Annotated in this window: 23 protein-coding genes and 1 pseudogene; 19 read left to right on the top strand and 5 right to left on the bottom strand. The window is 45.6% G+C overall.

The genetic code is table 11. The features are described from left to right. Positions 1-36: 36 nt before the first annotated feature. Positions 37-972 (bottom strand): IS1595-like element ISTfo1 family transposase, encoded by a 936-nt coding sequence (locus BFO_RS06405; RefSeq protein ID WP_041590710.1) that lies wholly within the window; start codon positions 970-972, stop codon positions 37-39. A gap of 497 nt (positions 973-1,469) precedes the next feature. On the opposite strand from BFO_RS06405, the gene BFO_RS15600 reads away from it, so the two are divergent. The 3 genes from BFO_RS15600 (at position 1,470) to BFO_RS06395 (ending at position 5,081) form a co-directional block, all read left to right on the top strand. Then, a complete protein-coding gene (locus tag BFO_RS15600) occupies positions 1,470-1,631 on the top strand; it encodes a hypothetical protein (RefSeq protein ID WP_014224830.1) in 162 nt (53 codons plus the stop codon). A 495-nt stretch (positions 1,632-2,126) separates the two neighbouring features. After that, on the top strand, positions 2,127-2,777 hold the full coding sequence (locus tag BFO_RS06400; protein ID WP_014224829.1) for an HAD family hydrolase: 651 nt from the start codon (positions 2,127-2,129) through the stop codon (positions 2,775-2,777). Between the two features lie 84 nt (positions 2,778-2,861). Further along, positions 2,862-5,081: a RelA/SpoT family protein gene (locus tag BFO_RS06395; RefSeq protein WP_014224828.1), complete on the top strand. Its 2,220-nt coding sequence runs from the start codon at positions 2,862-2,864 to the stop codon at positions 5,079-5,081. Here BFO_RS06395 and BFO_RS06390 read toward each other — a convergent pair. From BFO_RS06390 to BFO_RS06380, 3 genes are all read right to left on the bottom strand, one after another. Continuing rightward, positions 5,070-6,497 carry a CCA tRNA nucleotidyltransferase gene (locus BFO_RS06390; protein ID WP_014224827.1) on the bottom strand — a complete coding sequence of 476 codons (1,428 nt, stop codon included), beginning with the start codon at positions 6,495-6,497 and terminating at the stop codon, positions 5,070-5,072. The genes BFO_RS06395 and BFO_RS06390 overlap by 12 nt on opposite strands. 114 nt (positions 6,498-6,611) lie before the next feature. Further along, positions 6,612-7,085, bottom strand: a complete 474-nt coding sequence (locus BFO_RS06385; RefSeq protein WP_014224826.1) for a GAF domain-containing protein — start codon at positions 7,083-7,085, stop codon at positions 6,612-6,614. 63 nt (positions 7,086-7,148) lie between these two features. Further along, complete coding sequence (locus BFO_RS06380; RefSeq protein WP_014224825.1) at positions 7,149-7,784, bottom strand: class I SAM-dependent methyltransferase; 636 nt, start codon at positions 7,782-7,784, stop codon at positions 7,149-7,151. A 579-nt stretch (positions 7,785-8,363) separates the two neighbouring features. Between BFO_RS06380 and BFO_RS06375 the strand changes: the two genes are divergently transcribed. From BFO_RS06375 to BFO_RS06310, 16 genes and pseudogenes are all read left to right on the top strand, one after another. Further along, positions 8,364-9,440 carry a radical SAM/SPASM domain-containing protein gene (locus BFO_RS06375; protein ID WP_041590733.1) on the top strand — a complete coding sequence of 359 codons (1,077 nt, stop codon included), beginning with the start codon at positions 8,364-8,366 and terminating at the stop codon, positions 9,438-9,440. Then, entirely contained in the window at positions 9,437-10,501 is a 1,065-nt protein-coding gene (locus BFO_RS06370; protein ID WP_041590732.1) for a Gfo/Idh/MocA family protein, read from the top strand. The genes BFO_RS06375 and BFO_RS06370 overlap by 4 nt, the downstream gene beginning before the upstream one ends. Positions 10,502-10,759: 258 nt before the next feature. Continuing rightward, a complete protein-coding gene (gene aroQ / locus BFO_RS06365) occupies positions 10,760-11,179 on the top strand; it encodes a type II 3-dehydroquinate dehydratase (RefSeq protein WP_014224820.1) in 420 nt (139 codons plus the stop codon). After that, positions 11,176-12,621: a pyruvate kinase gene (pyk, locus tag BFO_RS06360; RefSeq protein WP_014224819.1), complete on the top strand. Its 1,446-nt coding sequence runs from the start codon at positions 11,176-11,178 to the stop codon at positions 12,619-12,621. The genes aroQ and pyk overlap by 4 nt, the downstream gene beginning before the upstream one ends. 18 nt (positions 12,622-12,639) lie before the next feature. Next, on the top strand, positions 12,640-13,269 hold the full coding sequence (locus BFO_RS06355) for an O-methyltransferase (RefSeq protein ID WP_014224818.1): 630 nt from the start codon (positions 12,640-12,642) through the stop codon (positions 13,267-13,269). A 97-nt stretch (positions 13,270-13,366) separates the two neighbouring features. Further along, complete coding sequence (locus tag BFO_RS06350; RefSeq protein WP_014224817.1) at positions 13,367-13,936, top strand: RNA polymerase sigma-70 factor; 570 nt, start codon at positions 13,367-13,369, stop codon at positions 13,934-13,936. 82 nt (positions 13,937-14,018) lie between these two features. Next, positions 14,019-15,029 carry a FecR family protein gene (locus BFO_RS06345; RefSeq protein WP_060827729.1) on the top strand — a complete coding sequence of 337 codons (1,011 nt, stop codon included), beginning with the start codon at positions 14,019-14,021 and terminating at the stop codon, positions 15,027-15,029. A gap of 261 nt (positions 15,030-15,290) precedes the next feature. After that, positions 15,291-18,695, top strand: coding sequence for a TonB-dependent receptor (locus BFO_RS06340; RefSeq protein WP_014224815.1), 3,405 nt, complete (start codon positions 15,291-15,293; stop codon positions 18,693-18,695). 12 nt (positions 18,696-18,707) lie between these two features. Then, positions 18,708-20,249 (top strand): RagB/SusD family nutrient uptake outer membrane protein, encoded by a 1,542-nt coding sequence (locus tag BFO_RS06335; protein ID WP_014224814.1) that lies wholly within the window; start codon positions 18,708-18,710, stop codon positions 20,247-20,249. 79 nt (positions 20,250-20,328) lie between these two features. Continuing rightward, positions 20,329-20,379, top strand: a complete 51-nt coding sequence (locus tag BFO_RS16645) for a hypothetical protein (RefSeq protein ID WP_394330004.1) — start codon at positions 20,329-20,331, stop codon at positions 20,377-20,379. A 45-nt stretch (positions 20,380-20,424) separates the two neighbouring features. Next, a complete protein-coding gene (locus BFO_RS06330; protein WP_014224813.1) occupies positions 20,425-21,219 on the top strand; it encodes an endonuclease/exonuclease/phosphatase family protein in 795 nt (264 codons plus the stop codon). Positions 21,220-21,437: 218 nt separating this feature from the next. Beyond that, on the top strand, positions 21,438-21,773 hold the full coding sequence (gene rbfA, locus BFO_RS06325; RefSeq protein ID WP_014224812.1) for a 30S ribosome-binding factor RbfA: 336 nt from the start codon (positions 21,438-21,440) through the stop codon (positions 21,771-21,773). Positions 21,774-21,780: 7 nt separating this feature from the next. Next, positions 21,781-22,998: pseudogene (locus BFO_RS16095) on the top strand (FtsX-like permease family protein); the annotation flags it as partial. A gap of 9 nt (positions 22,999-23,007) precedes the next feature. Next, on the top strand, positions 23,008-23,859 hold the full coding sequence (locus tag BFO_RS16090; protein ID WP_167536512.1) for a metal ABC transporter solute-binding protein, Zn/Mn family: 852 nt from the start codon (positions 23,008-23,010) through the stop codon (positions 23,857-23,859). Between the two features lie 15 nt (positions 23,860-23,874). Next, positions 23,875-24,630, top strand: coding sequence for a metal ABC transporter ATP-binding protein (locus BFO_RS06315; RefSeq protein ID WP_014224810.1), 756 nt, complete (start codon positions 23,875-23,877; stop codon positions 24,628-24,630). A gap of 48 nt (positions 24,631-24,678) precedes the next feature. Then, on the top strand, positions 24,679-25,047 hold the full coding sequence (locus BFO_RS06310) for a YccF domain-containing protein (protein WP_014224809.1): 369 nt from the start codon (positions 24,679-24,681) through the stop codon (positions 25,045-25,047). Positions 25,048-25,054: 7 nt separating this feature from the next. Here the strand turns inward: BFO_RS06310 and BFO_RS06305 are convergent, their stop codons facing one another. Beyond that, positions 25,055-25,738, bottom strand: a complete 684-nt coding sequence (locus tag BFO_RS06305; protein ID WP_157755300.1) for a M15 family metallopeptidase — start codon at positions 25,736-25,738, stop codon at positions 25,055-25,057. Positions 25,739-25,746 lie beyond the last annotated feature (8 nt).

The raw sequence follows: 25,746 nt of genomic DNA, 5'->3' as shown, positions 1-25,746 counted from the left end.
TTGGTCATGCCAATTATACATGTATTATTTTTATGATTATCCGTATTTATACCTAAACTCATTTTTATAGGTTACGCAAGCTACGAGCAATCTTCCAAAGAGGGCTTCTCCCCAGTATCTTCGATTAAACTTATAACAGAATTCATCGAGATAATTTTGTAAGAATTCGGGCTTGATGTCATGGAACGTATTTATCAACTGTCTCTTGGCATTGCTGATGGCGATATGAACCCAAGGCAAGGCTTCCCCCACCTTCTCTTTGGGAATCACCTGAGAGTTGTGTCTAGGTACAAAGTCTTTCAATTCCACATAAGAGGTAGAATGATCCGTGTCGATTTGATTAGCTCCGGAAGCTAACTGCTGAACCGCTGCATTAATGGTCTCTTTTTTCAAGTCATCGATTACTTTCATTTTCAAATAGCCGACTCTTCGTGGTTTTTGACCGGTTTTCGGAAATTCAACCATTTCACTTTCTGCCATTACTAAAACTTTGCTTTTCTTTTGACTGCCACGTCCACGCTTCAAGGGTTTATCTTTTTCCTCTTGACTCATCTCTGTGGAAAAATAACCTTCATCCAATTCTATACAACCTGCAAGGACATATTCATCATCTCTTTTACCCATGGCCTCGCGAAGTTTGTGAACCATATGCCAAATAGGATGATAACGATTATGTCCCAATTGACGTTGGATTTCTTTGGCCGAAAATGTCTTTTTCGTTGACGTGAGCAGATGCATGGCTATAAACCAATAACGAAAAGGTAGTTTCGATTTATGCATTACCGTTCCACTTTTTAGCGTGGTGCGCGTTTGGCAGTGTTTGCATTCATATTGCTCCTTGTCTTTTTTCCAATAATGATCCGTGCCTCCGCATTTGGAACAAACAACTCCTACTTGGTCGCGATATGCCTTAAACTTTTGCTTGCAGCTTTCTTCGTCTGGAAAGTGAGATAAAAAATCGATCAGTGTCATTGCCTTATTTTTTTTGCAAAGATAATTATTTCTGGGCAAATATACGGATATTCATTATTATTTTTAAATAAATATCCGTGTTTGTACCTAAAAGCTCCATTAAACTATTTAATAACAATAATTTGGATGTATGGATTGGGGAGGGAATAAATTTCTGTATATCAGCAATATATAATTAATTTTAGGCATATATACGGACATTTATATATTTTTATTTCTTTAAAAAAGCTTATTTACTCCCTTTTAGAGATGGCGAAAGTATAATGCTTTAAGCAAAGCGGCAAGTATTTTTGTTGTTTTTTTACATGTTATATAACATGTTTTACAATCCGTTGTATGTCGTACCATTTTTTCTTCGTTTTATAAAGACGAAGACGCCTATCATCTTCAAATTATAAGTTTCTTGTGCCAGGATATTTTATCCCAGATTCCACATTAAGCACAAAAGAAAGTATTGTAAACAATTTAAACTGTCAGCTGGTCAACTGGAGAATACTGTGTCCATTGGTTGGCATCCGACCGACGTGCTGCTGTTTTCTACCGGGTTTGCGTCGGATCGTACGAATTTTCGGGACGATGCAACACAACGGTTGTATCTGGCCGTCAGTTGTCAGCCGTCAGCGTTCGGATTTTACCGCACGTTTGATGGCTATTCCTGACTATCCTGAAAATAATCATTAGCCATTCATAATTATGTCGGGCTTTCAGCCCTCCGCCGAGGAGATTGCCTTTTTCCCAACGCTTCGCTACGCATTGGGCTGAATTAATACGCCCTTTCAGGGCTGTTGAAGCATTCAGCTATCAACTGTCAGCATTCAGCCAAAAATCAGCAACTTAACAGCTCAACGCCCGCAAGGGGCACAAAGGCTGAAAGTCCGATCTATTTCAGCCCCATCCCATAAGGTTGGGGTATCGATGCCCATACCTTGTTTTAATAAGCATTCAGCCATCAGCCAACAAACACCTCAACAATTCAACACCTCAATGCCCGCAGGGCTTCACGTTTCACTCTTCGTTTTTCGTTTTTCACTTTTCACTAATATAGATTCGTAACCGTCGGTCTTTTCAGAGTAGAAAAGAGATAGGGGAAAAGCCCGGAAAGCCATAAAAAATAATATCTTTGTACTCGGATTTTACGCGAAAACGTGATCAAGATGGACAAAACGAAACCGATAGCCGCTCTGTTCGATCTGGATGGGGTGATATTCGACACCGAAACGCATTATACACGTTTCTGGAGAGAGCTGGCGCCGATACTTCAACCCGATATACCCGATTTTGGGAGCATCATCAAGGGGCAAACGCTGATACAGATATTCGAGAAGTATTTTAAGGATCAGCGCGAAGCGCAGCAATTGATTCTCGACCGTTTGGCGGAGTTCGAGAGCGCCATGCGCTACGATTATATTCCGGGGATCGAAATGCTTATAGAAGTATTGCAACGAAACGGGGTGCGTATGGCAGTGGTGACAAGTTCGGACCAAGCCAAGATGACGCATGTTCACCGGGCTCATCCGGAGTTGGGGCAGATTTTCGAGCATATCCTCACGGCCGAGATGTTTGTCCGGTCGAAACCCGCTCCCGACGCTTATCTGCTGGCTGCCGAGACGTGCGGTACGGTGCCGGAGAACTGCATCGTTTTTGAAGATTCGTTTCACGGGATCGAGTCGGGGCGCCGGGCGGGTATGAAGGTGGTCGGGCTGGCTACGACGAACCCGGCCGAAGCCATCGAAGGGCTGTGCGACCTCGTGATTCCCGATTTCCGCGGCTTCACCTACGAACAGATGCTTGCGCTGCTCGACTGAGAGGAGCGCGTTGCCGGTCGCACCGGCCACATCAGATCCTGATCCGAATCATTATTATTTTTACGAATTTACAGACTCATCGCTATGGATAAGACAATGCCTTTTTTTACACCGGAGGAAAAGAAAGAGTTTTTCACGACCTATCGTCTGTTGTTTTCACATTTGTCGTATTGCTTGCAGAAAGAGGATGCGCCGAAGATGAAAAGCCTGATGAGACGGGTCGTCGCACTCGACTGTTACGGACGTGACCGCAACGGGATCAACGGCTTGTTGCGTAATATCAACACGGCGCTGATTGCGACGAGAGATATCGGACTGAAACGAACGTCCGTCATCGCGCTGTTACTTTATCGGCCGGTGATGAAAGAGGCTGTCACACTCGATGAAGTGGAATGTACTTTCGACGACGAGGTGGCGCTGATGATTCGCCGTCTGCTGAAAACCTCCGATCTCTATGCCCGTAATACGGCCGTCAACTCCGAGAATTTTCATCACTTGCTCTTTTCGTTTGCCGAAGATGTGCGCGTCATCCTGATCATGATTGCCGACCGTCTCTGCATGATGCGCATGGGCAAGCAGATCAGGGACGAAAAGGATCGTATCCGGTTGGCTACGGAGGTGTCGTATCTCTACGCGCCGCTGGCGCATCGACTCGGTCTTTATACCATCAAGAGCGAGTTGGAAGATTTGTCGCTGAAATACATCGATCCGAAAAAGTATCAGTACATCAAAACGAAGCTGAACGAGACAAAACGTTCGCGCGACGAATATATTGCCGAATTTATCAGACCCGTACAGGAGAAACTCGAAGCGTCGGGGCTGAAATTCGATATCAAAGGACGCACGAAGTCCATCCACTCGATCAACAACAAACTGAGGAAACAAAACATCGATTTCGAAGGGATCTACGACTTGTTTGCCATCCGTGTCATTCTCGATTCGCCGCTCGACAAAGAACGTTCGGAATGCTGGCAGGTATTCTCGATCATCACCGATATGTATCAGCCGAATCCGAAGCGGATGAAAGACTGGATTTCCGTGCCTAAGAGTAACGGCTACGAGAGCTTGCATATCACGGTACTCGGGCCGAAGAACCGATGGGTCGAAGTGCAGATACGGACGCGCCGGATGGACGAAGTGGCCGAACGAGGCCTGGCCGCACACTGGAAATACAAGGGGATCAGGGAAGAGCATGGATTAGATGAGTTTCTGAGTGATGTCCGCGCCATGCTCGAGACGCAGACCTCGAACCCGATGGACATGATGAAGGAGTTCCGGATGGATCTTTATCAGGATGAGATTTATGTATTTACGCCGACCGGCGAACTGATTAAACTGGGGAAAGGTGCGACGGTGCTCGATTTTGCGTTTGCCATTCATTCGAAGGTAGGCAGTCGGTGCGTGTCGGGGAAAGTGAACGGCAAGAACGTGTCGATTCGTCATCTGTTGCGTAACGGCGACTCGGTCGAAGTAGTTACCTCCCAGACCCAGACACCGAAACGCGACTGGCTCTCGTTCGTGACCACCTCGAAAGCGCGTTCGAAAATCAAACAGGCCTTGCGCGAAGAGTCGGCCAAAGCCGTCGAATATGCGAAGGAATCGTTGCAGCGGCGTTTTAAGAACCGGAAGATTGAAGTAGAAGAGGCTCTGCTGATGCGTTATATCAAAAAGAGCGGCTTCAAGACAGTGACGGATTTTTATATCCATTTGGCCGAAGGGAAATCGGATGTGAATAAAATCATCGACGATTACCTTGATTTCGGACGGAAAGAGCGGGAAGCGGCCGAACACATGGAGAATCGGAGCGCGGAAGAGTATATTACGACAACGGAGGCCGAAACGATTTCCTCGCATCAGGATGTACTTGTCATCGACAAAGACCTGACGGGTATTGAATACAAACTGTCGAAATGCTGTAATCCGATCTTCGGCGACGCGATCTTCGGATTCGTTTCCACACGTGGCATCAAGATTCACCGCACGAACTGTCCGAATGCGCAGGAGATGTTCAGCAAGTTCGGTTATCGCGTCATTCAGGCGCGCTGGAGCGGCAAAGGGACGGACGGATACGCGGTTACGTTGCGGATTATCGGGAACGACGATATCGGAATTGTGACGAACATCACGTCGGTCATCGGCAAGGAAGACGGTGTTTCGCTGCGTTCACTCCAGATCGATTCGGTCGACGGACTGTTTCAGGGCAACTTCACCGTGATGGTCAAAGATACTTCCGCGCTGAACATGCTGACGAAGAAAATCCGAACAGTCAAAGGTGTGAAAAGTGTCGACCGGTTAAACACGTGAAAGCCCCATCTTGGCGGCTTTCTCGTGCATGAAACGTACCGCCGCCTCGTACTCGTTGGGGATGACCCCGTCGAGGATCGCGTTTTTAATCGCTTCCTTGAGCACTCCGACAGGTTGCGAGGGCGGCAGACCGAACGTCGCCATAATCTCCTCGCCCGAAACGGGCGGCTGAAAGTTCCGCACCCGGTCTTTCTCCTCGATCTGCGCCATTTTTTTACGTACTAAACGGAAATTATTCAGGAAACGGCGCACTTTCTCGGGGTTCTTGCTCGTGATATCGGCTTCGCAGAGCTTCATCAGGTCGTCCACATCATCGCCGGCTTCGAAGAGCAGCCGACGGATGGCCGAGTCGGTCACCTCGTCGTCTGCCAGACTGATCGGGCGCATGTGCAGCGAAACGAGTTTCTGCACGTATTTCATCTTCTCGTTCATCGGCAGTTTCATCCTTCGGAAGATGCCGGGGATCATTTTTTCGCCGATGAAATTATGGTTGTGGAACGTCCAGCCGAGACGGTTGTCAAAACGTTTGACAGCCGGCTTGGCAATGTCGTGCAGCAGCGCTGCCCAGCGCAGCCACAGGTCGTTCGTTGTACGACTCAGCCGGTCGAGTACCATCAGCGTATGGGCGAAGTTATCCTTATGCCCGATGCCTTCTTTCGTCTCGACGCCCTTAAGGGCGCACAGTTCGGGGAAGATCAGTTCCAGTAATCCGCATTTGTCGAGCAGCTCGAACCCGATCGAGGGCTTGGGCGACAGCACGATCTTATTCAACTCGTCGGCGATACGCTCTTTCGAGATGATCCCGATACGCTCTCTGTTGCGTGTCATGGCGTCGAACGTATTGGGATCGATAAAGAAGCCGAGCTGCGATGCAAAACGCACGGCGCGCATCATGCGCAGCGGATCGTCGTTGAACGTCGTGTCCGGATCGAGCGGCGTGACGATACGCAAGTCTTCCATATCTTCCACCCCGCCGAACGGATCAACCAGTTCACCGTAGCGATCGCCATTCAGACACAGGGCCAAGGCGTTGATCGTAAAATCACGGCGGTTCTGATCATCTTCGAGCGTTCCGTCTTCGACGATTGGCTTGCGGCTGTCTCGCCGGTACGACTCTTTGCGTGCCCCGACGAACTCCAGCTCCAGCTCTCCGTGCTTCACCTGTGCCGTGCCGAAATTTTTGAAGACCGACAGATGTGCCTTTCTGCCCAACCGTTTCGCCACGGCCTTGGCCAACTCGATGCCGCTCCCGACCGTTACTACGTCGATATCTTTCGACGGACGGCGCAGGAAAATATCGCGCACATAGCCGCCAATGACGTATGTTTCCAGCCCCAGCTCGTCGGCCGTTTCCGAGATCAACGGGAAAGGCTGCTCGGAAAGGACTCTCTCTATATCTGCTTCGTAATAAAACATGCTCCGGTTGTTTTTGAGCGTGCAAAGATAGTGCAAGTCGGCTGTAGAACAAAACGACCTGCTTCTTTTATGCCTCTGTTCCGAGCAGTTCTTCCCCGGTTCGGCCGAACGATATTACCATGGGAAAGTCTGCACGAGCTTCTCCAGCCAGACCGCGTCAACATGGTCGAACGTCGCATACTCTTTGCTGTCGATATCGAGTACCGCTACGACTTCACCGTCGCGTATCATCGGAACAACGATCTCCGACTTCGAGGCGGAGCTGCATGCGATGTGTCCGGGAAAAGCATCCACATCGTCGACCACAAGCGTACACCGCTCTTTCCAGGCGGTGCCACACACTCCTTTTCCGTGACGGATACGCGTGCAAGCTACCGGTCCTTGAAAAGGCGCCAACACCAACTCCTCTTCACGGACGACATAAAAACCAACCCAGAAGAAGCCGAACGTCGTTTGGAGAGCAGCTACAAAATTGGCCATATTGGCCACTCTGTCAGACTCGCCCGAGAGCAAACCTTTCATCTGCGGCAGCAACGTTGCATACTTCTCCGACTTCCCTCCCTGATGAATGATTATTTCTTCAGCCATAGTAAAATAGTCTTATAAATCGGTTACATAATCAAGCTGCAAAAATACTTTTTCTCTTTCAGATTATGTTATAATGACACTGTAATCCATCACAAATCCGAAAAGACGGTTGCCTTTGACGGTGACGTTTTGAGCACCGGTTTCCCGGCACAAATCAATGATTCGTTTCTTCGACAATAAGTACATATAGTCTCCTGCCGCCCATGATTTCCCGATACGCCTTAAATACCGGTCAAAAAAAGTTTTGGGCAACCAGTGTAAAAACAGTGTCCGGGTATGCAGTTCGACGGGAAAATAAACGTTCGGTGTTGTGAAATAAACCGTGCGACATGTACGCAGTAACTCTTTTAGGAATAAAAGCTGCCTGTCTTTTCCCCCGACATGTTCGATAACAGCGTTACTCCACCCGATGTCGAAGGTTTTGTCGGCAAAAGGGAAAACTTTTCCGTCATAAAGTACAGTCTCGACATCCGGATAGTTCTTTGTAAATTCGTCTTTGCCTCCCACTCCGAGCGCCGTTATCTTCGCTCGAAACGGATAGTGTTTTTCCAGATAATTATCGATCGGTGAAAATTCATGGTTGGCAAACCCTACATCCAACACTTTTGTATCGGCTGTAAACCCCACCCTCTCTTTAAAATACTTGTATTTGCGATCTCTGTTCTTTTTGCTGATAGCGTTTGCTATTGATCGTTTCATGGGTGTCTTTTATTGTCTATTTCCAAGAGATAAAGAGCAGCAAGGTGCAGCCCCTTATCTCTGAATATATGTTATTTGCTGATCCATTCCTCCTTTAAAGATAAGTGATACACCTATCGGTATAGACAGATGATTCGCCACTGTGCAGTTCTCAGATACTACATACGTTGTATTTGGAGACAGCGCATTCATGTGATTCTTAAATTCTCTTTCCATAAGTGTTCTATTTAAATTTAATACAAATTTATATGCTTAAAACAAGACAGACAATATAAAAATAGTTAAAATTCATCCTGTAATGGGAGGAAAATCGATGATTTTTGCACCGTAGGTTCGACTTTATCATTCATTACTTTTAAGCATAAAAATCAAAACATTGCAGAAAATTCTCTTATTAAACTTAACAGAGAAAGCTATAGAAGAAAATTGAATCTAAAGCAGTGCACAGAAACATGCATATAAAAAATGCGTCAGTCATTTCTTGGCCGTTTCATTTTGATCCTGTAATTTTGGGGGCGATAATTTCCGGTATAAATCAAACTAATTTATTGTTGAATAGAAAATTACGATCCAAACACAATGTATAACTTTTTAGATTATCTAACAACAGGAGGGTCTTTTATAAAAAATGTAATGTTCCCCACAAACAAGACCTTATCCTCTTTAATGATTTATTCGACTTCACTTTGTCAGTCACGTTGCAGGCATTGCTCCATTTGGGAAAAGACTCCTGTGGAGCATTTGCCGCTAAAAGACATTGTTCATATAATGTCAAGCAAATGCGTAACGAAAAGAACAACAGTTGGCTTGGAGGGCGGAGAATTTGTTTTACATCCGGAAGCTGATGCAATACTGAGCTGGTTTCATGAGAATCATAAGAATTATACCTTACTTTCAAACGGATTAGCTCCGAACAAGGTTGTCTCTGCCGTACAGAAATACACTCCCAAACATTTATATCTTTCTTTAGACGGAGGTAACGAAACCTATAAGATCGTCAGAGGCGTCGATGGCTACGACAAAGTTATACAGGTCATCGAACGCTGCAAAGACATTGTACCTGTTTCTCTCATGTTTTGCCTTACGCCCTGGAACTCTTTTGAAGATATGGATTATGTAATTCGGATTGCCCAAAAATATGATATAGATGTAAGAATAGGGATTTATAATACGATGGATTTCTTTGACACGAAGGAAAAATTAATGGATGTCGGTGATGATTATATCAGACAAATCCCAAAATCAATCCATGAGACACAAGAGAATTATGATTTCGTGACTTTATATAATGAATGGAAAAAAGGAAGTCTCAGACTAAGATGTCATAGTATTTATAACGAATTGGTTATACACTCAAACGGAAACGTTCCAATTTGCCAGAATTTAGAGGTTATTCTCGGTAATGTGTATGAGAAATCGCTCGATGAAATTTTCAATTCACGTCAAACGGCAAAGACTATTTGTGAATATTCTCATCATTGTAACCGGTGTTGGATAAACTATCACAGAAAGTTTGATATTATACTCTTACGTTCCGCAGAGAAATTTTTCCCTAAAAGACTCATTGAATTCTTTTACGGGAAATATCAGTGGAATGATGACTTGAACTGTACTTACAAGGCATATTTCAAAAAAATCAAAAATTTAGTCAAATGATAGGGTTCCAAGACATAATAAAAGGTTATAAGCGCAGAAGAGACAATCAATATCTTTCTCAAGTTTATAAAAAGAATTATGCATTTATTGGGTTTGGGAATCATTGCATTCACAATCTTTATCCAATTATTCAACATTTACAGGTCAACGTAAAGTATATTTGCTGTTCTTCACCTCAAAAGGCAAAATTGATTCCGCAAAAATTTAAGAATGTCATCGGGACAACTTCGATTGATGATATTTTGAATGATGAAACCATTGCCGGCGTTTTCGTTTCCGCTTCACCTTCTTCCCATTTTGAGATTGCATCGAAAACAATAAAGGCAGGTAAAGCTCTATTCATAGAAAAGCCTCCCTGCATGTGCGTAGAAGAACTGAACGACCTTATTGATAAGCAGCGATTATACGGACCCAATACCATCGTTGTCGGAATGCAGAAAAGGTTTTCTCCCGTTACTGCGATTCTGAGAAAAAAACTCAGAGACAAGCAACTTGTAAGTTACAACTTACATTATCGAGTGGGTCTGTACCCTGAAGGTAATGAACTCTATGATTTATTTATACATCCGATTGATTTAGTCACGTTTCTTTTTGGCGATGCTAAAATCTTAGGTGTTCATAAAACGAACAGCAAAAACGGAGGAAGAACTTACTTGCTTATGCTGGCGCATAATCATATTGCGGGGACACTGGAATTATCCACATCCTATTCCTGGCGAGAAGCGCATGAGGCTATTTGTATCAATACGGAATCGGGTATGTATGACATGCAACAGATGGAAACACTAACCTTTACGCCCTCCTCACTTTCTTTCGGAAAGATTCCCCTTGAGAAAGTTTATACGAGGAACTCTTGCATGACTTCTTTGTATTCAAGGAATAACTTCAATCCCATATTGGCAAATAACCAAATAATCTCACAAGGGTACTTTAACGAAATTAAGGTGTTTGTCGACAGGGTAGAATGTATTAACAAACCTGCTATCCCAACGGATTTTACGTCACTGCGTACCACCTATGAAATCTTAGACAAACTTGACAAAATAGAAGGAACTCTCTGATGCGAGAACCATTCTTCACCGGATGGAGCTTTCGGTCCCTTGCCGACAGCGGTTCTCGAGTGTTTTTCATCGTATTTAAATTAAGAAAAACGATTTGCACTTCTTGGTTGGTGGAATTTATGACGGATCGTTTCATGAAAATAAATGAGAGAAAATTCGTCTTTCTGATGACGGTTCATGGTGAGATTCTCAAAAAAAGCACTATATTTGTGCGTTGAAGAATGACAAAGATAGCATATTTCCTATAAAAAACAAAGTGTGAAAAAAATTCAAATCATCAACGGGCCTAATCTGAATCTGTTGGGAAAACGGGAGCCGGGAATCTACGGCGACGTCTCGTTCGAAGATTATCTGAGGCAATTGAGGGCAGCCTGTCCGCAATGTGAGATTACCTATTTCCAGAGCAATAGCGAGGGCGAACTGCTCGATAAGATTCATGAAACGGGCTTCGTATGTGACGGTATTGTGCTTAACGCGGGTGCATATGCGCATACGTCAATCGCGTTGCACGACGCAATTAAGGCCGTAACGGCGCCGGTGGTTGAAGTGCATCTCTCGAATATTTACGCACGTGAGACGTTCCGGCATCACTCGTTGCTCTCTCCCGTATGCCAAGGGGTCATTCTCGGATTCGGAATGGACTCGTACCGATTAGCGGTGGAGGCGCTTAATAAATGATTAAACATACGAAAATAGTAGCGACAATCTCAGACCGGCGCTGCGACGTCGAATTTATCCGTTCGCTCTACAAGGCGGGGATGAATGTGGTGCGACTGAACACGGCGCACATGGATGAAGAAGGGTTGAATCGCGTGGTGATGAACACACGCATGGTCTCCGGCCGGATCGGGATTCTGATCGACACGAAAGGTCCGGAAATACGTACCACAAAAACATTGGCCCCGATTGAGTTCAAAGCGGGCGAACAGGTGATGATGAAGGGATGCCCCGACATTGAGACAACCCACGATTGCATTTGTGTTTCGTATCCCGATTTCGTTAAAGACTTGTCGATCGGAAGCGGTATCCTGATCGACGATGGCGACCTGGAGTTGAAGGTGATCAGGAAGGAAACCGACCGGCTGGTGTGTGAGGTGCAGAATAATGCGATATTGGGTAGCCGAAAGAGTGTGAATGTGCCGGGGGTACGTATCAATTTACCCTCACTCACGGAAAGAGACAAGAAGAATATCGAGTGGGCGATTGCGAATAAGCTTGATTTTATTGCTCACTCGTTTGTTCGCAACAAGAAAGATGTGCAGGCCGTGCAGCGCATCCTCGATGCCCGTAAAAGTGCAATCAAAATCATTGCCAAGATCGAGAATCAGGAAGGTGTCGATAATATCGGCGAGATTCTTCAGGCGGCTTATGGAGTGATGATTGCGCGAGGCGATCTGGGTATCGAAGTGCCGGCTGAGCGGATACCGGGTATCCAGCGCATGCTGATCCGCAAATGTGTGGAAGCAAGACGCCCCGTAATCGTTGCTACACAGATGTTGCATTCGATGATTAACAATCCGCGGCCGACACGCGCCGAGGTGACCGATATTGCCAATGCCATCTACTATCGGACGGATGCGTTAATGCTTAGCGGAGAAACAGCCTATGGCAAGTATCCCGTCGAAGCAGTGCGGATGATGGCCAAAGTGGCGCGTGAGGCCGAAAAAACGAAGCTTGCGGAAAACGATATCCGCATCCCGATCGAAGGTACCGAAACGGATGTGACGTCATTCCTGGCCGAACAAGCCGTGAAGTCGTCGGCCAAACTTGGTGTTCGTGCGATTATCTCAGACAGTTATACGGGGCGTACAGCACGTTATCTGGCTGCCTTTCGGGGGCGTGCGGCTGTCTTTGCCATCTGCTATCGACAAGAGGTGATGCGGATGCTCTCGCTCTCGTACGGTGTTTGGGCCGTATTTCAGCCGTGGCAGCCGAGTCGTCGCCAGTATTATTACGATGCCTTGAACCAGTTGATCACAAGCAGTATGCTTACCGAGCAGGACAAGGTGGCTTACCTGAGTGGCAGCTTCGGAGGGGGAGGTGGTACGACCTTTCTCGAAATCAATGATGTACACAGAGTGCTTCAGGGAGGAGAGGAGTACCAGCTACCGACCTTTTAATATTTCGATACTACCGACATGGGCATTGAAGATTATATTCTCCAACATAGCGATGCCGAGCCTCCCATGCTGGCGAAGCTGAACCGTGACGCTCATGTGAAACTGCTCCGTCCGCGTATGATTGCGGGGCCGTTGCAGGGCCGCGCGCTGAAAATGTTCTGCCGCATACTTCGTCCCAAACGAATCTTGGAGATCGGAACGTACACGGGATATGCTACGTTTTGCATGGCCGAAGGGATTGATGAGGATGCGGTCATCCATACGGTCGAGATCAACGACGAGATGGAACCGTTCTTCCGGTTTTATTTCGAACAGTCTCCCGACAAGAAGAAGATTCACCCTCATTGGGGGGACATACGCGATGTGCTTCCGAAGCTTGACGAGACGTTCGATATGGTGTATATCGATGCGGATAAGCGTGATTACTCCACTTACTACGAGATGGTTTTTCCGCGGGTGCGTCCCGGGGGGCTGATTCTTGCCGATAATACGCTCTGGTCGGGAAAGGTGGCGGAGGAAAAGACTCTTTCGTCCGACACTCAGACTCAGGGCATTTTAGCCTTTAATAAAAAAATAAAGGACGATGAGCGAGTCGAGAAGGTAATCCTCCCTCTGCGCGATGGCCTGACACTGATCTGGAAAAAATAACGACAGGGAGATTCGTTGCACTCGCCCGTCTCAAGTCGGACACAAAAATCATCCGTATACGTAGACTGTGCGTGAGGTACTTAATTGGCGATACAAAATGTCAGATGAGCAACAGATATTCGATTATTTAAAGGAAGGGGATGAAGAAGCGTTTTCGTCTCTGTTCCGTAAATACTACAGGGATCTGGTGTTATTTGCCGGAACAATTCTCCCCGATCGGAAGGAACTTTGTGAAGATATCGTACAGAATGTGTTCACGGATTTGTGGAACCGGCGTAACGAGAGAGTTATTAAAACTTCCATCAAAGGTTTTTTATTACAATCGGTTCGGAACGGCTGTTTAGATGAGTTGCGACATGACGGAGTGGTCAGAGTACATGCCGAATACATGGCTTTTTCAAGAATAGACCGTCATTGGGAAACAGAAGAATATATCTTATATTCCGATCTTGAAAACCGGCTGAGAGAAGGTTTGGACAGACTGCCTGAAGAGTACCGTAACGTATTTGTATTGAGACACAATAAGGGGTTAAAAAATAAAGGAATAGCAACAGAATTGCATCTATCGGAGAGAACTGTCGAGGAGCGAATGGCCAAAGCATTGAAATTTCTGCGTCATTTTTTGAGTGATTTTCTTTTCTGGATTACTTTTATAGTTTATTGGTAATTTTGAGGTGTGGGAAAGTCATCATGGAAACGTCTTTTCATAAAAGAACAACATAGACTGATCAAAGAAAATATATCTGAAATTGGAACGAGACATAGAAATACTGGTAGTGAAACTCTTTGACGGAACGATTTCTGCCAAAGAGGAGGAACAACTGAAAAAATGGTATCACGATGACAGAGTGAACAAGTCTGCGTTCGTGAAAATGAAGAGTGTCTGGGATGCGGCACGACCGGCTTTCTCTTCCCGGGCGGTGAACACGGATCAGGCGGAGGCTAACGTATGGAAGAAAATAAGAAGAAGACAGCGATATCGTATGGCCTTTCCGATATGGTGGCAACGAATCTCCGCAGTCATTGTCGTTCCGTTGTTACTGTTATCCGTGTATCTGTTTTTCAGTCGTCCTGCTGCAAAAGATGCTGCATGCTCCCATCAGGAAATCCAGACGCCCCCCGGTACGTACAGCCGGATTTCGTTGCCCGACGGATCAACCGTCTGGTTAAATTCCGGCAGTAAGTTATCGTATACGCTTCCTTTTGTGAAAGATACACGGGAAACCTCCTTGACCGGCGAAGCTTTTTTCGAGATTGAAGCGGACCGCATACACCCTTTTGTCGTCAAAGCAGGGGATATGAGTATCAACGCAACCGGAACCGGATTCAATGTAGAGGCCTATCCTTCCGATACGCTTTGTACTGTCACCTTGGAACAAGGGAAGGTTTCGGTCGATTTACTTCATCGGGAAGGAATACGGGAAATGAAAGCGGGCAATCAATTTGTGTGGAATAAAAATACGGAAAAAGGCCGTATGCGACAGATCGATGCTTTATCGTATGGCAGATGGAGAGAAGGAATACTTATATTCCATGATGAAACTCTTGAGAATATCTTCAAACGAGTCGCAAGAACATATAACGTCGATATATGTGTAAAAGACCCTGTACTCGCCCAACAACACTATCACGCAACTTTCGAACAAGAGTCACTGGACGAAATTCTGGAGCTGCTGCGAATCTCGGCTCCGATCCGTTATGATTTCAAGGGAGAAAGACGAAAGCCGAAAAAAATCATTGACGTATATCGTACCGATTAAATCTCTTTTTCCTATCAACGGCCTTTCGAACCTCCGACATATAAACTTCTTTTCTATAATGAAAGACAGTTTTCTTATTCTACTTATTATGGATGGAAGAGGCATATTTGGTCTTTTTTATTTGATTTTCAGCAGATATACTCCCGGATAAACACTTTGATACGCCAAAAATGAAAGAAAAAATGTGGGATTTTTCTTTTGAAACGTCTTAAATATGTAAAGCGTTAAAAAATCTATGTTAATTATCTAAATATAGAACACATGACAGCACTAACCGTTTCATTCGAAAGAAAGAGAAGAGGAGCATCGTTTTCGGCTTATCGTCGGACAACCTTTCTTCTGTGTATGTTTTTCCTGTTTTACCTGGAAGTTTACTGTGCCGAAGCGCAGACCTCCCTGTCGTTGAGGTTGCAGGATGTACCCTTAGAACAGGTCTTATCCGCTATCGAGACGCAAACAAGCTATCGTTTTTTGTATAACAAAGATCGAGTAGATGTTACCCGTAGAGTCAGCATCGATGTACAGAACAAAGAATTGCCCGACGCCTTATCGCAATTGTTTGTCGGTACGGATATCACGTATACGTTAAAAAACAAACAGATTGTGCTGACGCGATTGCCGGTAAAAGGAGTAGGTCCCGATACCCCGGTAAAGACGATATCCGGGATTGTGAGGGACGAGAGAGGAGAGCCGGTGATCGGAGCCAATATAATCGAAAAGGGAGTACCGGGCAACGGAACGATAACGGATGTCGATGGAATGTTTTCGCTGTCGGTTCCGGATAAAGCGATACTTGTAGTTTCTTACATCGGCTATCTGACGCAGGAAGTGCCTGCAGGCGGCGCAAATATGCACATCGTCTTGAAAGATGACACGAAGGCACTGGAGGAAGTTGTCGTGGTGGGGTATGGTGTGCAAAAGAAAGTAAATCTGACAGGAGCTGTATCTTCCGTATCAGGCGACGAGATGATTAAGCGTCCGGTAACTAATCCAACCACCATGCTGCAAGGACAAATGCCGGGTGTTCGTATTGTTCAAGGATTGGGACAGCCCGGGAATGAGTCGACTCAAATTCGCGTACGCGGTCAAGGAACATACAGTAATGCAGGTTCTGACCCGCTGGTACTGATCGATGGAATTCCAGGTTCATTGTCGAAACTGAACGCCAATGATATCGAAAATATTTCTGTATTGAAAGATGCAGCTTCAGCATCTATCTACGGTGCGCGGGCTGCAAATGGCGTAGTGCTTGTTACCACAAAAACAGGTCGTGACAGAGGTTTTAAAATTAACTATAATGCCAACTGGGGTATCCACACGCCTACTAAAATGCTGAAAGTTGTTGTGAACTCGGCTGAATATATGGAGTTGTTTAATGAAGCAAAGAAAAATTCGGGGATATCAACAGGTTTATATACCCAAGAAATGATCGACACATATCGTAATGCAACCGATAGGGTAAAATATCCCAATTTCGATTGGCTGGACTATATGTTCAATCCGGCACTCGTACAAAATCACAGCCTCTCTTTAAACGGCGGAAACAAAGGTGTAACATATAATATCACAATGGGATACATCCGTCAACCGGGTACAATGAAAGGGTTTCACTTCGATAAATATAATTTCAGAGTAAATGTAAAATCTAATCTGAAAGAATGGATTACGGTTGGCGTAAATATAGCATTGGAAAAAGGAGATCAAAAGAATCCACGCCAGAATCATGATGATGCTTTTCTGTCCACGTTATCGCAAGCCCCTACCTATATGCCGTTTTTACCTGATGGAAAATATGTAAATTCTGCATATGATTTTGAGAGCCATAATAAGAATATGGTAGCAATTGTGGAAAATGATGTCCTGAGAAAAACAACCGATTATGATGTCTCATCACAAATCTGGACGGATATTCAATTGGCTAAAGGACTGAGTTGGTATTCTAAAATGGCGATAAACTTGAGTGATATATCCTTTAAAGATTGGAGGCCTGTTGTAAATACTTACAACTATCATACAGGGAAATTTGCTCGTACACTTGATGTTGGGGGTGAAGGACTGATTGCTCAAAACAGCAGAGAGTATTATACGAACTTTTTTACTTATCTGAAATATGATTTTTGTTTGAACAATACGCATCATTTTGGATTACAGGGTGGATATAGCTATGAATATGACAATTACCAATTTTTGAGAGGATATCGTCAAAAATATGTAACAAATAACTTGCTTGAGTTAAATGCCGGTGCCACAGCTGTGCAAAATGCTTGGGGAAATACAACAGAATGGGCATTACGTTCCTATTTCGGTCGTTTAAACTATAATTATCGAGATCGATATTTACTCGAAGCGAATATACGCTATGATGGGACATCAAGGATTGCCAGAGATTTTCGGTGGGGTGCCTTCCCTTCTTTTTCAGGCGCATGGAGGATAACAGAAGAAGATTTTATCAAAAAAAATCAGATATATAATTGGTTGACAAGCACTAAACTAAGATTTTCTTACGGATTACTCGGTAATCAAAATATTTATCTGAATAACGATACGCCGTTCCGTTATGCATATCCTTATCCCTATCAGGATCTGCTGAATTTCACAGGCGATTACACATTCGACAATAACACCTTGAGCCCTGGAGTCGCACAATCAGCCCTTGCTAATCCGGCGTTGAAGTGGGAATCGACGGCAGTGACGGATGTTGGTATTGATTTGCAGTTGTTCGGAAAGCTAAATATTACGTACGATTGGTATCGTAAACATACCTACGATATCTTACGCCAAGCCCAAGTCACAGGTTCACTTGGATTAGGAGCACCTTTTGTCAATGGCGGCGATATGTTGAATCTGGGACATGAATTGTCCATACAATACAGTGACCGAATGACTAAAGGTATTTTTTCCGGATTGGAATACAGTGGCGGGTTTTATATCGACCTGTTTAAAAACAAGCTCCTGAAGTTCGGTTCAAGAGAGATCAGCGGATACGTGATACGAGAAAATGATCTTCCATATAATTCATTTTATATGCTCGAAGCAATCGGTATATTCCAAACACAGGAAGAGATCGACAATTCTCCGAAACAATTCTCCGGTGAATTCAAACCCGGTGATCTGAAATATCGGGATGTAAACCAAGATGGGGTAATCAATAATGAAGACCGTACAATTATTCCCGGCAGATTTCCCAAATTTGAATATTCGTTTAACGGAAATGTTTCATGGAAAGGCATCGATTTATCTTTTCTTTTTCAAGGAGTACAGGGACGGCGCATCTATACGGAAGGATGGGGCTTAGAACCGTTTATTCAAGGTGCTGCTCCGACATTGGATTATGTAAAGAATCGGTGGACAGGCCCCGGTACTTCAAATGAATACCCGCGTATATATTTCGGATGGGAGGGAACAAACCCGAATCGTCGACCCAGTACATGGTTTCTACAAGATGCATCATTTTTAAGGCTGAAGAATCTCACTATTGGGTATACTCTTCCTCAATCATTGCTGTCAAAAATGAATATCGAAAAAATAAGACTTTATTTTTCCGGAGACAATCTCCTTACATTTACCCAATATAAGGGGCTCGATCCGGAACGTGCCGGTGACGGGAGATTTGTTCAGTACCCCCAGAATAAAATTGTATCTTTTGGAATTAATGTTGAATTTTGATCATATAAAAAAATGAAACGGATAGGAATATATCTATTAATCATGATTTCAGGCCTGACATCTTGCGGAGATTTAGATATAAATCCGAATGACAGGCCATCGTCGGAAACATTTTGGAAAACAAGTGAGGACATCAATTTAGCACTCACAGCTTGCTATGGAGCTATGCATCGAGACTTGTTTTCGTTCTCGACGCCGTGTTGGGACAATCTCACCGATAACGGATACGGACAACACGCTGAAAGGCAATATGGCATGACAACTAATATGGTCATGGGAAATATCGAACCTTCCTCCGATGGCTTCATATCTGCAGTCTATACGGATGCGTTTGCTGACATTGCTACGGTCAATATTTTTTTAGACAAACTGAAAAAAATTGACAAATTGAACGATATAATTAAAAAACAGTATGAAGCGGAAGCAAGAATGCTACGTGCATATTTTTACAGCTATTTGTACCGTGGATATGGAGAAGTGCCAATTATTAGTGAACCGCTGAATCTTGAAACACAATATCAAGAGAAAAAGCCGATGAGTGATGTATATAAATTTATAATGGATGATATCAGTTTTGCCATAGATAACCTGCCTGATCAAACTTATAGTGAATCGAAAGGACGATGGACCAAGAATGCGGCAAAAGCCTACAAAGCACGGATGATTCTTTTTACGGCATACGATGAGGAAGGCAATATGATCACGAATAAGATGACTGAAGCGAAAACGCTCTTGGGTGAAATAAAAGGCTATGCATTAGCAAATGATTTTTCTGATAATTTTAATGATCTAAAGCAAGAGTCTTCACCGGAAATTATGATGTCGATAAAGTTTTTGGCACCGAATACATCCAGTTCGGCAGACATGTGGTATGCCGATTGGTTAGTTGTAAGCCCTCTCATTAATTTTTTGGAAACTTTTGAGATGAGAGACGGTACCCCGGGACAACCGATTCCCAAAAAGGCAGGGAGCAAATTTCTAATTGACCTTGAGGCTTTCTCTAATACCTCGTTAGCAGATCGTGATCCACGGTTGGCTAAAACTGTCTTTATTGAAAAATACATCATCAATGGAAGCGAATATACAGGAGGAAATGCCAAACCTACAGGAGCTGGTCTGTATAAGTTTTTATCTCCTAATCTGCCCCCTCCTTTCGGTTATAATACGAAAAGTCAGCAAGATTGGGTCATTATGCGTTATGCAGATGTATTATTGATGTTAGCAGAAGCTGAGAATGAACTGAATGGTCCGACAGAATTAGTGTATAAAAGTATTAATACTATCCGTAAACGTGCATTAATGCCTGAACTTCCTCCAAAGCTAAGCAAGGAACAAATGAGAAATAAAATACGGAATGAACGAAGAATAGAGCTTGCCTTTGAAGGGCATCGCTACTTTGACTTAAAGCGATGGAAAACAGCTATTTCCGTACTTAATGCAGTTGCTGATGCACCAGTCACATATAAATTCGAGAAAAAACACTATCTATGGCCGATACCTCAGTCTGAAATTGATAAAAATAAAGGAAAGTTAGTTCAAAACCCCGATTGGTAAATGATTTGGCCGGTCGGCTGGTGAACCAATCGGGATAAAGAGAGTGTAGTATCTTTATCCCATCCCGATAAGCGAACGTTTGTTAAACCCGAGTTTAACACAAAACCCCGGTTGGAAGGATGGGCTGTGATGAATGATAACAGTGTATTGATTTGATTTTCAAAATATATTAAAAATGAAACAGATGCATATTTTACAAAGTGTCTTTTGCCTTTCCTTGTTGGCATCTTTTATTTATTCTGATTCGGCCGATAAACGGATACAGTATAATGCAGGTGTTGAGAAGGTAAAAATTTTAAGTTATAACATACGAAATGCAAGAGGAACAGATGATGTTACAGACTATGATCGAGTCGCAGGGGTGATCCGGCGAGTTTCGGCTGACTGTGTCGCCATACAGGAATTAGACAGTGCAACCATGCGCAGCAACGGAGACTTTGTCTTGGATGAAATAGCCCGAAGAACGAAAATGTATGCCGTGTTTAATGCTTCGATTGAATACGATGGCGGGAAATACGGTATCGGCATTCTCACAAAAGAGAAACCAATAAAGAAAGAAGCGATTCCTTTACCGGGAAGAGAAGAGAAACGCAGCATGTTACTTGTAGAAACGGATGATTATGTGATTTGCTGTACCCATTGGTCGCTAACCCGTGAAGACAGAATGGCCTCCGTAGAATTAATCAATGAATTAGCTGCTAAATACACGGATAAACCTGTTTTTCTGGCAGGTGACCTGAATGCAGCACCGAATGACCGGGAGATACAAGAATTAAAATTAACCTGGGAGGTTCTTAACAATGAGAAGGAGTATACCTGTCCCTCTGTACATCCCACGAAATGTATCGATTATATTTTGATTAAGAAGGATTTTCCATATCCATATCGAGTTTTAAAGTCAAAAGTAGAGGTCGAGTCCCTTGCTTCTGATCATTCACCGGTATGGGTTGAGATAGGTTTTCATAAATAGGATGGATCGAAAGTTGGGATAAGGTGATAGGGCTGAAAAAGGAGCGATCCGTCCTTGTCGGATGAATTGGAATTTCTTTATTTTATCGTACCTTTGTCAGGTACTTCATAGGTAGGGGAGGAAGTTGCACATGTTTTTTGTTTTTACATGAATAATTATTCCTCTCCTTCTCTGTAAGAATAAAACATGACGATGACCTCATTAAAAAAGAACAGGACATGGAAGGAACAAGGTTAAATAAAATCGGGAGGTTGCTTCAAAAAGAGTTAGGCGACCTGTTTCAGAAGCAGACGAAAGGTATGCCGGGTACCCTCGTTTCGGTGAGTGCGGTACGGGTGAGTGCGGATTTGAGCGTGGCTAAGGTCTTTTTGAGCATTTTCCCTTCGGAGAAGAGCTCGGCGCTGATGGAAGCCATCGAGGCGAATAAGAAGACGATCCGTTACGATCTCGGTCAGCGGGTGCGTCTGCAACTGCGGAGGATTCCGGAGTTGATTTTCTTCCTTGACGATTCGCTCGATTATGTGGAGAACATCGACCATCTCTTAAAAAAATAATTATCCGTTGAATCTTCCGTTTTTTATTGCCCGCCGTTATTTGTTCGCGAAGAAATCGCATAATGCCATCAATATCATCTCGATGATTTCGGTGTGCAGTGTGGCGGTCGCTACTGTTGCGCTCGTATGTGTGCTGTCGGTCTACAACGGTTTTAACGATTTAGTTGCGTCGATGTTCGGCAATTTCGATCCGGAGTTGAAGATTACACCGGCCGTCGGTAAGGTGTTCGATCCCGACAGCCCGGCGGTGCGTCAAGTCAGGGAGTTGAAAGAGGTGGCGATGTGCACCGGGGTATTGCAGGACCATGTACTGGTACGTTACCACGACCGTCAGCAGGTTGCCGTGGCGAAAGGAGTAGACGACGCGTTTCATCACATGGTATCGATTGATACGGTGTTAGTCGACGGACGTTTCGTCTTGCAGGAAGGTGAGACATCGTATGGGGTGATGGGGATTGGTCTGGCTTCTTCGTTAGGTGTTAATGCGGCGTTTACGTCGCCGATGGAGATTTACGCTCCCAAGCGTGACGAACGGGTGAACATGGCCAATCCGGCTACCTCGTTTCAGATCGAATATGCGTTTATCGGGGGGGTCTTCTGCCTTAATCAGCCTTCGTATGACGAGAATTACCTGATTCTCCCTATCGGACTGATGCGTTCGATGCTTCGTTACGAGAAGGAAGTATCGGCGTTAGAACTTAAACTTTCGTCGCAGGCCGATACGAAAGCCGTGCAGCAGGAGATTCGCACGATACTCGGCGACGGGTTCAGGGTGCAGAATCGCTATGAACAACAGGAAGCATCGTTTAAGATGATGCAGGTGGAGAAATGGATGACGTTCCTGATTCTGGCGTTTATCTTGACGATTGCATTATTCAACGTCGTCAGCTCGTTGTCGATGCTGATGATCGAGAAAGAAGGCGATGTGCGGATGTTGCGCAGCATGGGGGCGGACGACAGTCTGATACGCCGTATTTTTTTGACCGAGGGCTGTATGATCCCGGTGCTGGGGGCGTTGGTCGGTATCGTGATCGGCGTAGCTCTCTGTCTGATTCAACAATATTACGGTGTCATCAAGTTAGGTAGCGCGGGGGCTTTTGTCAGTGATAATTACCCGGTGCGGATCGCTCCGTGGGATATTCTGGCCATCTTCGTTACGGTTTTTGCGATAGGTGGCTTGTCGTCGTGGTATCCGGTGCGTTATCTCGGTCGCAAATGGCTGAAGAAAGGCGTGATGACTGCACTTGTTGCGCCGTTTTTCCTGCTTACGGCTTGCGGGGGAGGGCACAAGGCGTTGCACGGACAGCGCCTGACGGTGACGATGGAGCCGCAGCGTTATTTCGTCGAACGCATTGCCGGCAAGCACTGGAATGTGCATACGGTTGTGCCGGCCGGTCAAAGTCCGGAGACGTATGAACCGACGCCGCGCGAGATGATGGCTGTGGCCGAGAGCCAAGCGTATCTGCGCATCGGGCGTATCGGTTTCGAGAGGGCATGGATGTCGACGATTCGGGAGAACAATCCGCATCTGCGCGTTTTCGATTTGTCCGAGGGTGTTACGTGGATAGAAGGACAATGCACGCATCATCATCATCACGATCACGGAGCGACGGATCCGCATATCTGGAATGCCACGCGCACGGCACAGATCATTGCCCGTAATACGTTGGACGCTTTATGTGCGATCGATCCGGCGCATGCTTCGGACTACGAAACGAATTTCCGTGCGCTGACGGCCGAGATCGATTCGACCGGACGTGTCCTGCACGCCATGCTCGACACGTTGTCGCACCGCACATTCGTTATCTACCATCCGGCGCTGACTTATTTTGCCGACGAGTACGGGTTGACGCAGCTCTCGATCGAGGCCGACGGCAAAGAGCCGTCGGCCGCTTCGATGAGGGTGCTTGTCGACGAGGCGCGTGAAGCCGGTGTACGGGTTGTCTTCGTGCAGCAGGAGTTTGACCGTAAACATGCCGAATCACTGGCTGCCGAAATCGGAGCACGTATCGTAACGATCCATCCGCTGTCGGCCGATTGGAAGACGGAGATGCTTCGTATCGCGGAATCGCTCGCAACCCCTTAACGGATACCTATACCTATGAACAAGCTACTTACCCTCGAACATATTACGGCTGCTTACGATACGAAAGTTGTCTTGCGCGATGTCGGGCTGACGGTATGGGAAAACGATTTCTTGGGAATCATCGGTCCGAACGGAGGAGGGAAAACGACGCTGCTCAAAGTCATCCTGCGACTGCTGAAACCGGTAGCAGGAACCGTTGCGTTCTATCGCGACGGGCAGCCCGTTGCGTCGTTGAATATCGGTTACCTCCCGCAGATCAATAAAATCGATAAGCGCTTTCCGATCTCGGTACGCGAAGTGATTGCTTCGGGATTGATGGCGCAGACGAGAGGTGCTCGTCACCTCTCGAAGCAACAGCAACAGCGTGTTGCCGAGGTGATCGTATGGATGGGGTTAGATGCTTTGAGCAGACGAGCCATCGGCGAGCTGTCCGGTGGTGAGTTGCAACGCGTGATGCTGGGACGCGCCATCGTTTCGTGGCCGCAGATGCTTATTCTCGACGAACCGAATACATACGTCGATCAGAAATTCGAGTCGAAGCTGTACGACTTGTTGCGCGAGATCAATCAAGATACGGCCGTCGTCCTCGTCTCGCACGATGTAGGCACGGTGCTCTCGCTGGTAAAAAACGTAGCTTGCGTGAACGAATCGCTGCATTATCATCCCGGAGCCGATGTCTCGGAAGAGTGGATGGATGAAGTGTACCGTTGTCCGATCGAGTTGGTAGGGCATGGCGAACTGCCGCACCGTATCCTGAAAAGGCACGATTGAATCATTTTCGTATCTTTGTCCGGCAATAACATTAACGTACACGAAAAAATGAAGATATTGGGCAATCTGATCTGGCTGATTTGCGGAGGCCTTCTCGCAGCCATCGAATATTTGCTTGCGAGCTTCCTGATGATCATCACGATTATCGGCATTCCTTTTGGTTTGCAGACACTTAAGCTTTCCGCGCTGATGTTGTGGCCGTTTGGGCGACGGGTAGTCGATCAGGGTGGATCGAGCGGTTGTCTTTCGGTCATCATGAATATCCTCTGGATTTGTTTCGGCGGGTTAGGGATTTGCCTGACCCATCTGTTTTTCGGTATGTTGCTTTGTCTTACTCTGATCGGCATTCCTTTCGGGAAGCAGCATTTTAAGCTGGCCGGACTGGCATTGACTCCGTTTGGCAAGCACGTAGTGTGATTTCGTTTTATTCGATCAGCCGGTAGCGGGCGCGTGCCGTCTCACGCGAGCAGGCGTTGAAATGCCACCACTCGCTTTTGACGGTGCGGAAGCCTGCCTCTTTCATCACCCGGCGTAACAATCGGCGATTGGTCAACTCTTTTTGTATCATTTTACCTGTCTGCACAAGCGCTTCCTCCTTGTCGGTATGGGCTTCCGTCCCGAAGAAATCGTAAGGCGTACCCATGGGCAGCAGCTTCCCTGAAGCATCGACGATGGTCAGGTCGACGGCCATGCCGTAGTTGTGCAAGCCGCCTCCCTTAGCTGGATTAGACACGTAATACGTCTTGTTCGTGCCGCGCACTAAATTCCACATGATGCGTTGTACCGACATCGGACGGGCGGCATCATATACGAGTAGCGTATAACCCGGTTTTTCGCGTTGCAGGATGCGTTGTGCACGGTGGAGCTTCTGTGCTGCATCGGGATGCAGCCATGCTTTGGTCATTCCCTGATAGACGCTGCGACCCATAAAATTATCGGATGTCGCATATTTGAGCTGTATACGGATGGACGGAGCCTCCTCGCATACATCGACGTATCCTGCCGCTTTCAGTTGGGCATCCAACGATTGGGCATGCAGGCTTGCCGGAGGCAACAGGACTGATATTATCCATACGATGCACAGGGGCAGAAGACGTATATACCTCATGATCATAA

It is taken from the genome of Tannerella forsythia 92A2 (assembly GCF_000238215.1).
Classification (GTDB): domain Bacteria; phylum Bacteroidota; class Bacteroidia; order Bacteroidales; family Tannerellaceae; genus Tannerella; species Tannerella forsythia.
Note: the sequence above shows the minus strand (reverse complement) of the source record. Positions and strands in the feature narration are given on the sequence as shown.

Bases quoted from the DNA above. Each gene is read 5' to 3' on its own strand.
- BFO_RS06405 (WP_041590710.1), bottom strand. From the start codon at position 972: ATGACACTGATCGATTTTTTATCTCACTTTCCAGACGAAGAAAGCTGC.
- BFO_RS06400 (WP_014224829.1), top strand. From the start codon at position 2,127: ATGGACAAAACGAAACCGATAGCCGCTCTGTTCGATCTGGATGGGGTG.
- BFO_RS06395 (WP_014224828.1), top strand. From the start codon at position 2,862: ATGGATAAGACAATGCCTTTTTTTACACCGGAGGAAAAGAAAGAGTTT.
- BFO_RS06390 (WP_014224827.1), bottom strand. From the start codon at position 6,497: ATGTTTTATTACGAAGCAGATATAGAGAGAGTCCTTTCCGAGCAGCCT.
- BFO_RS06385 (WP_014224826.1), bottom strand. From the start codon at position 7,085: ATGGCTGAAGAAATAATCATTCATCAGGGAGGGAAGTCGGAGAAGTAT.
- BFO_RS06380 (WP_014224825.1), bottom strand. From the start codon at position 7,784: ATGAAACGATCAATAGCAAACGCTATCAGCAAAAAGAACAGAGATCGC.
- BFO_RS06375 (WP_041590733.1), top strand. From the start codon at position 8,364: ATGTATAACTTTTTAGATTATCTAACAACAGGAGGGTCTTTTATAAAA.
- BFO_RS06370 (WP_041590732.1), top strand. From the start codon at position 9,437: ATGATAGGGTTCCAAGACATAATAAAAGGTTATAAGCGCAGAAGAGAC.
- pyk (WP_014224819.1), top strand. From the start codon at position 11,176: ATGATTAAACATACGAAAATAGTAGCGACAATCTCAGACCGGCGCTGC.
- BFO_RS06355 (WP_014224818.1), top strand. From the start codon at position 12,640: ATGGGCATTGAAGATTATATTCTCCAACATAGCGATGCCGAGCCTCCC.
- BFO_RS06350 (WP_014224817.1), top strand. From the start codon at position 13,367: ATGTCAGATGAGCAACAGATATTCGATTATTTAAAGGAAGGGGATGAA.
- BFO_RS06340 (WP_014224815.1), top strand. From the start codon at position 15,291: ATGACAGCACTAACCGTTTCATTCGAAAGAAAGAGAAGAGGAGCATCG.
- BFO_RS06335 (WP_014224814.1), top strand. From the start codon at position 18,708: ATGAAACGGATAGGAATATATCTATTAATCATGATTTCAGGCCTGACA.
- BFO_RS06330 (WP_014224813.1), top strand. From the start codon at position 20,425: ATGAAACAGATGCATATTTTACAAAGTGTCTTTTGCCTTTCCTTGTTG.
- rbfA (WP_014224812.1), top strand. From the start codon at position 21,438: ATGGAAGGAACAAGGTTAAATAAAATCGGGAGGTTGCTTCAAAAAGAG.
- BFO_RS16090 (WP_167536512.1), top strand. From the start codon at position 23,008: ATGACTGCACTTGTTGCGCCGTTTTTCCTGCTTACGGCTTGCGGGGGA.
- BFO_RS06315 (WP_014224810.1), top strand. From the start codon at position 23,875: ATGAACAAGCTACTTACCCTCGAACATATTACGGCTGCTTACGATACG.
- BFO_RS06310 (WP_014224809.1), top strand. From the start codon at position 24,679: ATGAAGATATTGGGCAATCTGATCTGGCTGATTTGCGGAGGCCTTCTC.
- BFO_RS06305 (WP_157755300.1), bottom strand. From the start codon at position 25,738: ATGAGGTATATACGTCTTCTGCCCCTGTGCATCGTATGGATAATATCA.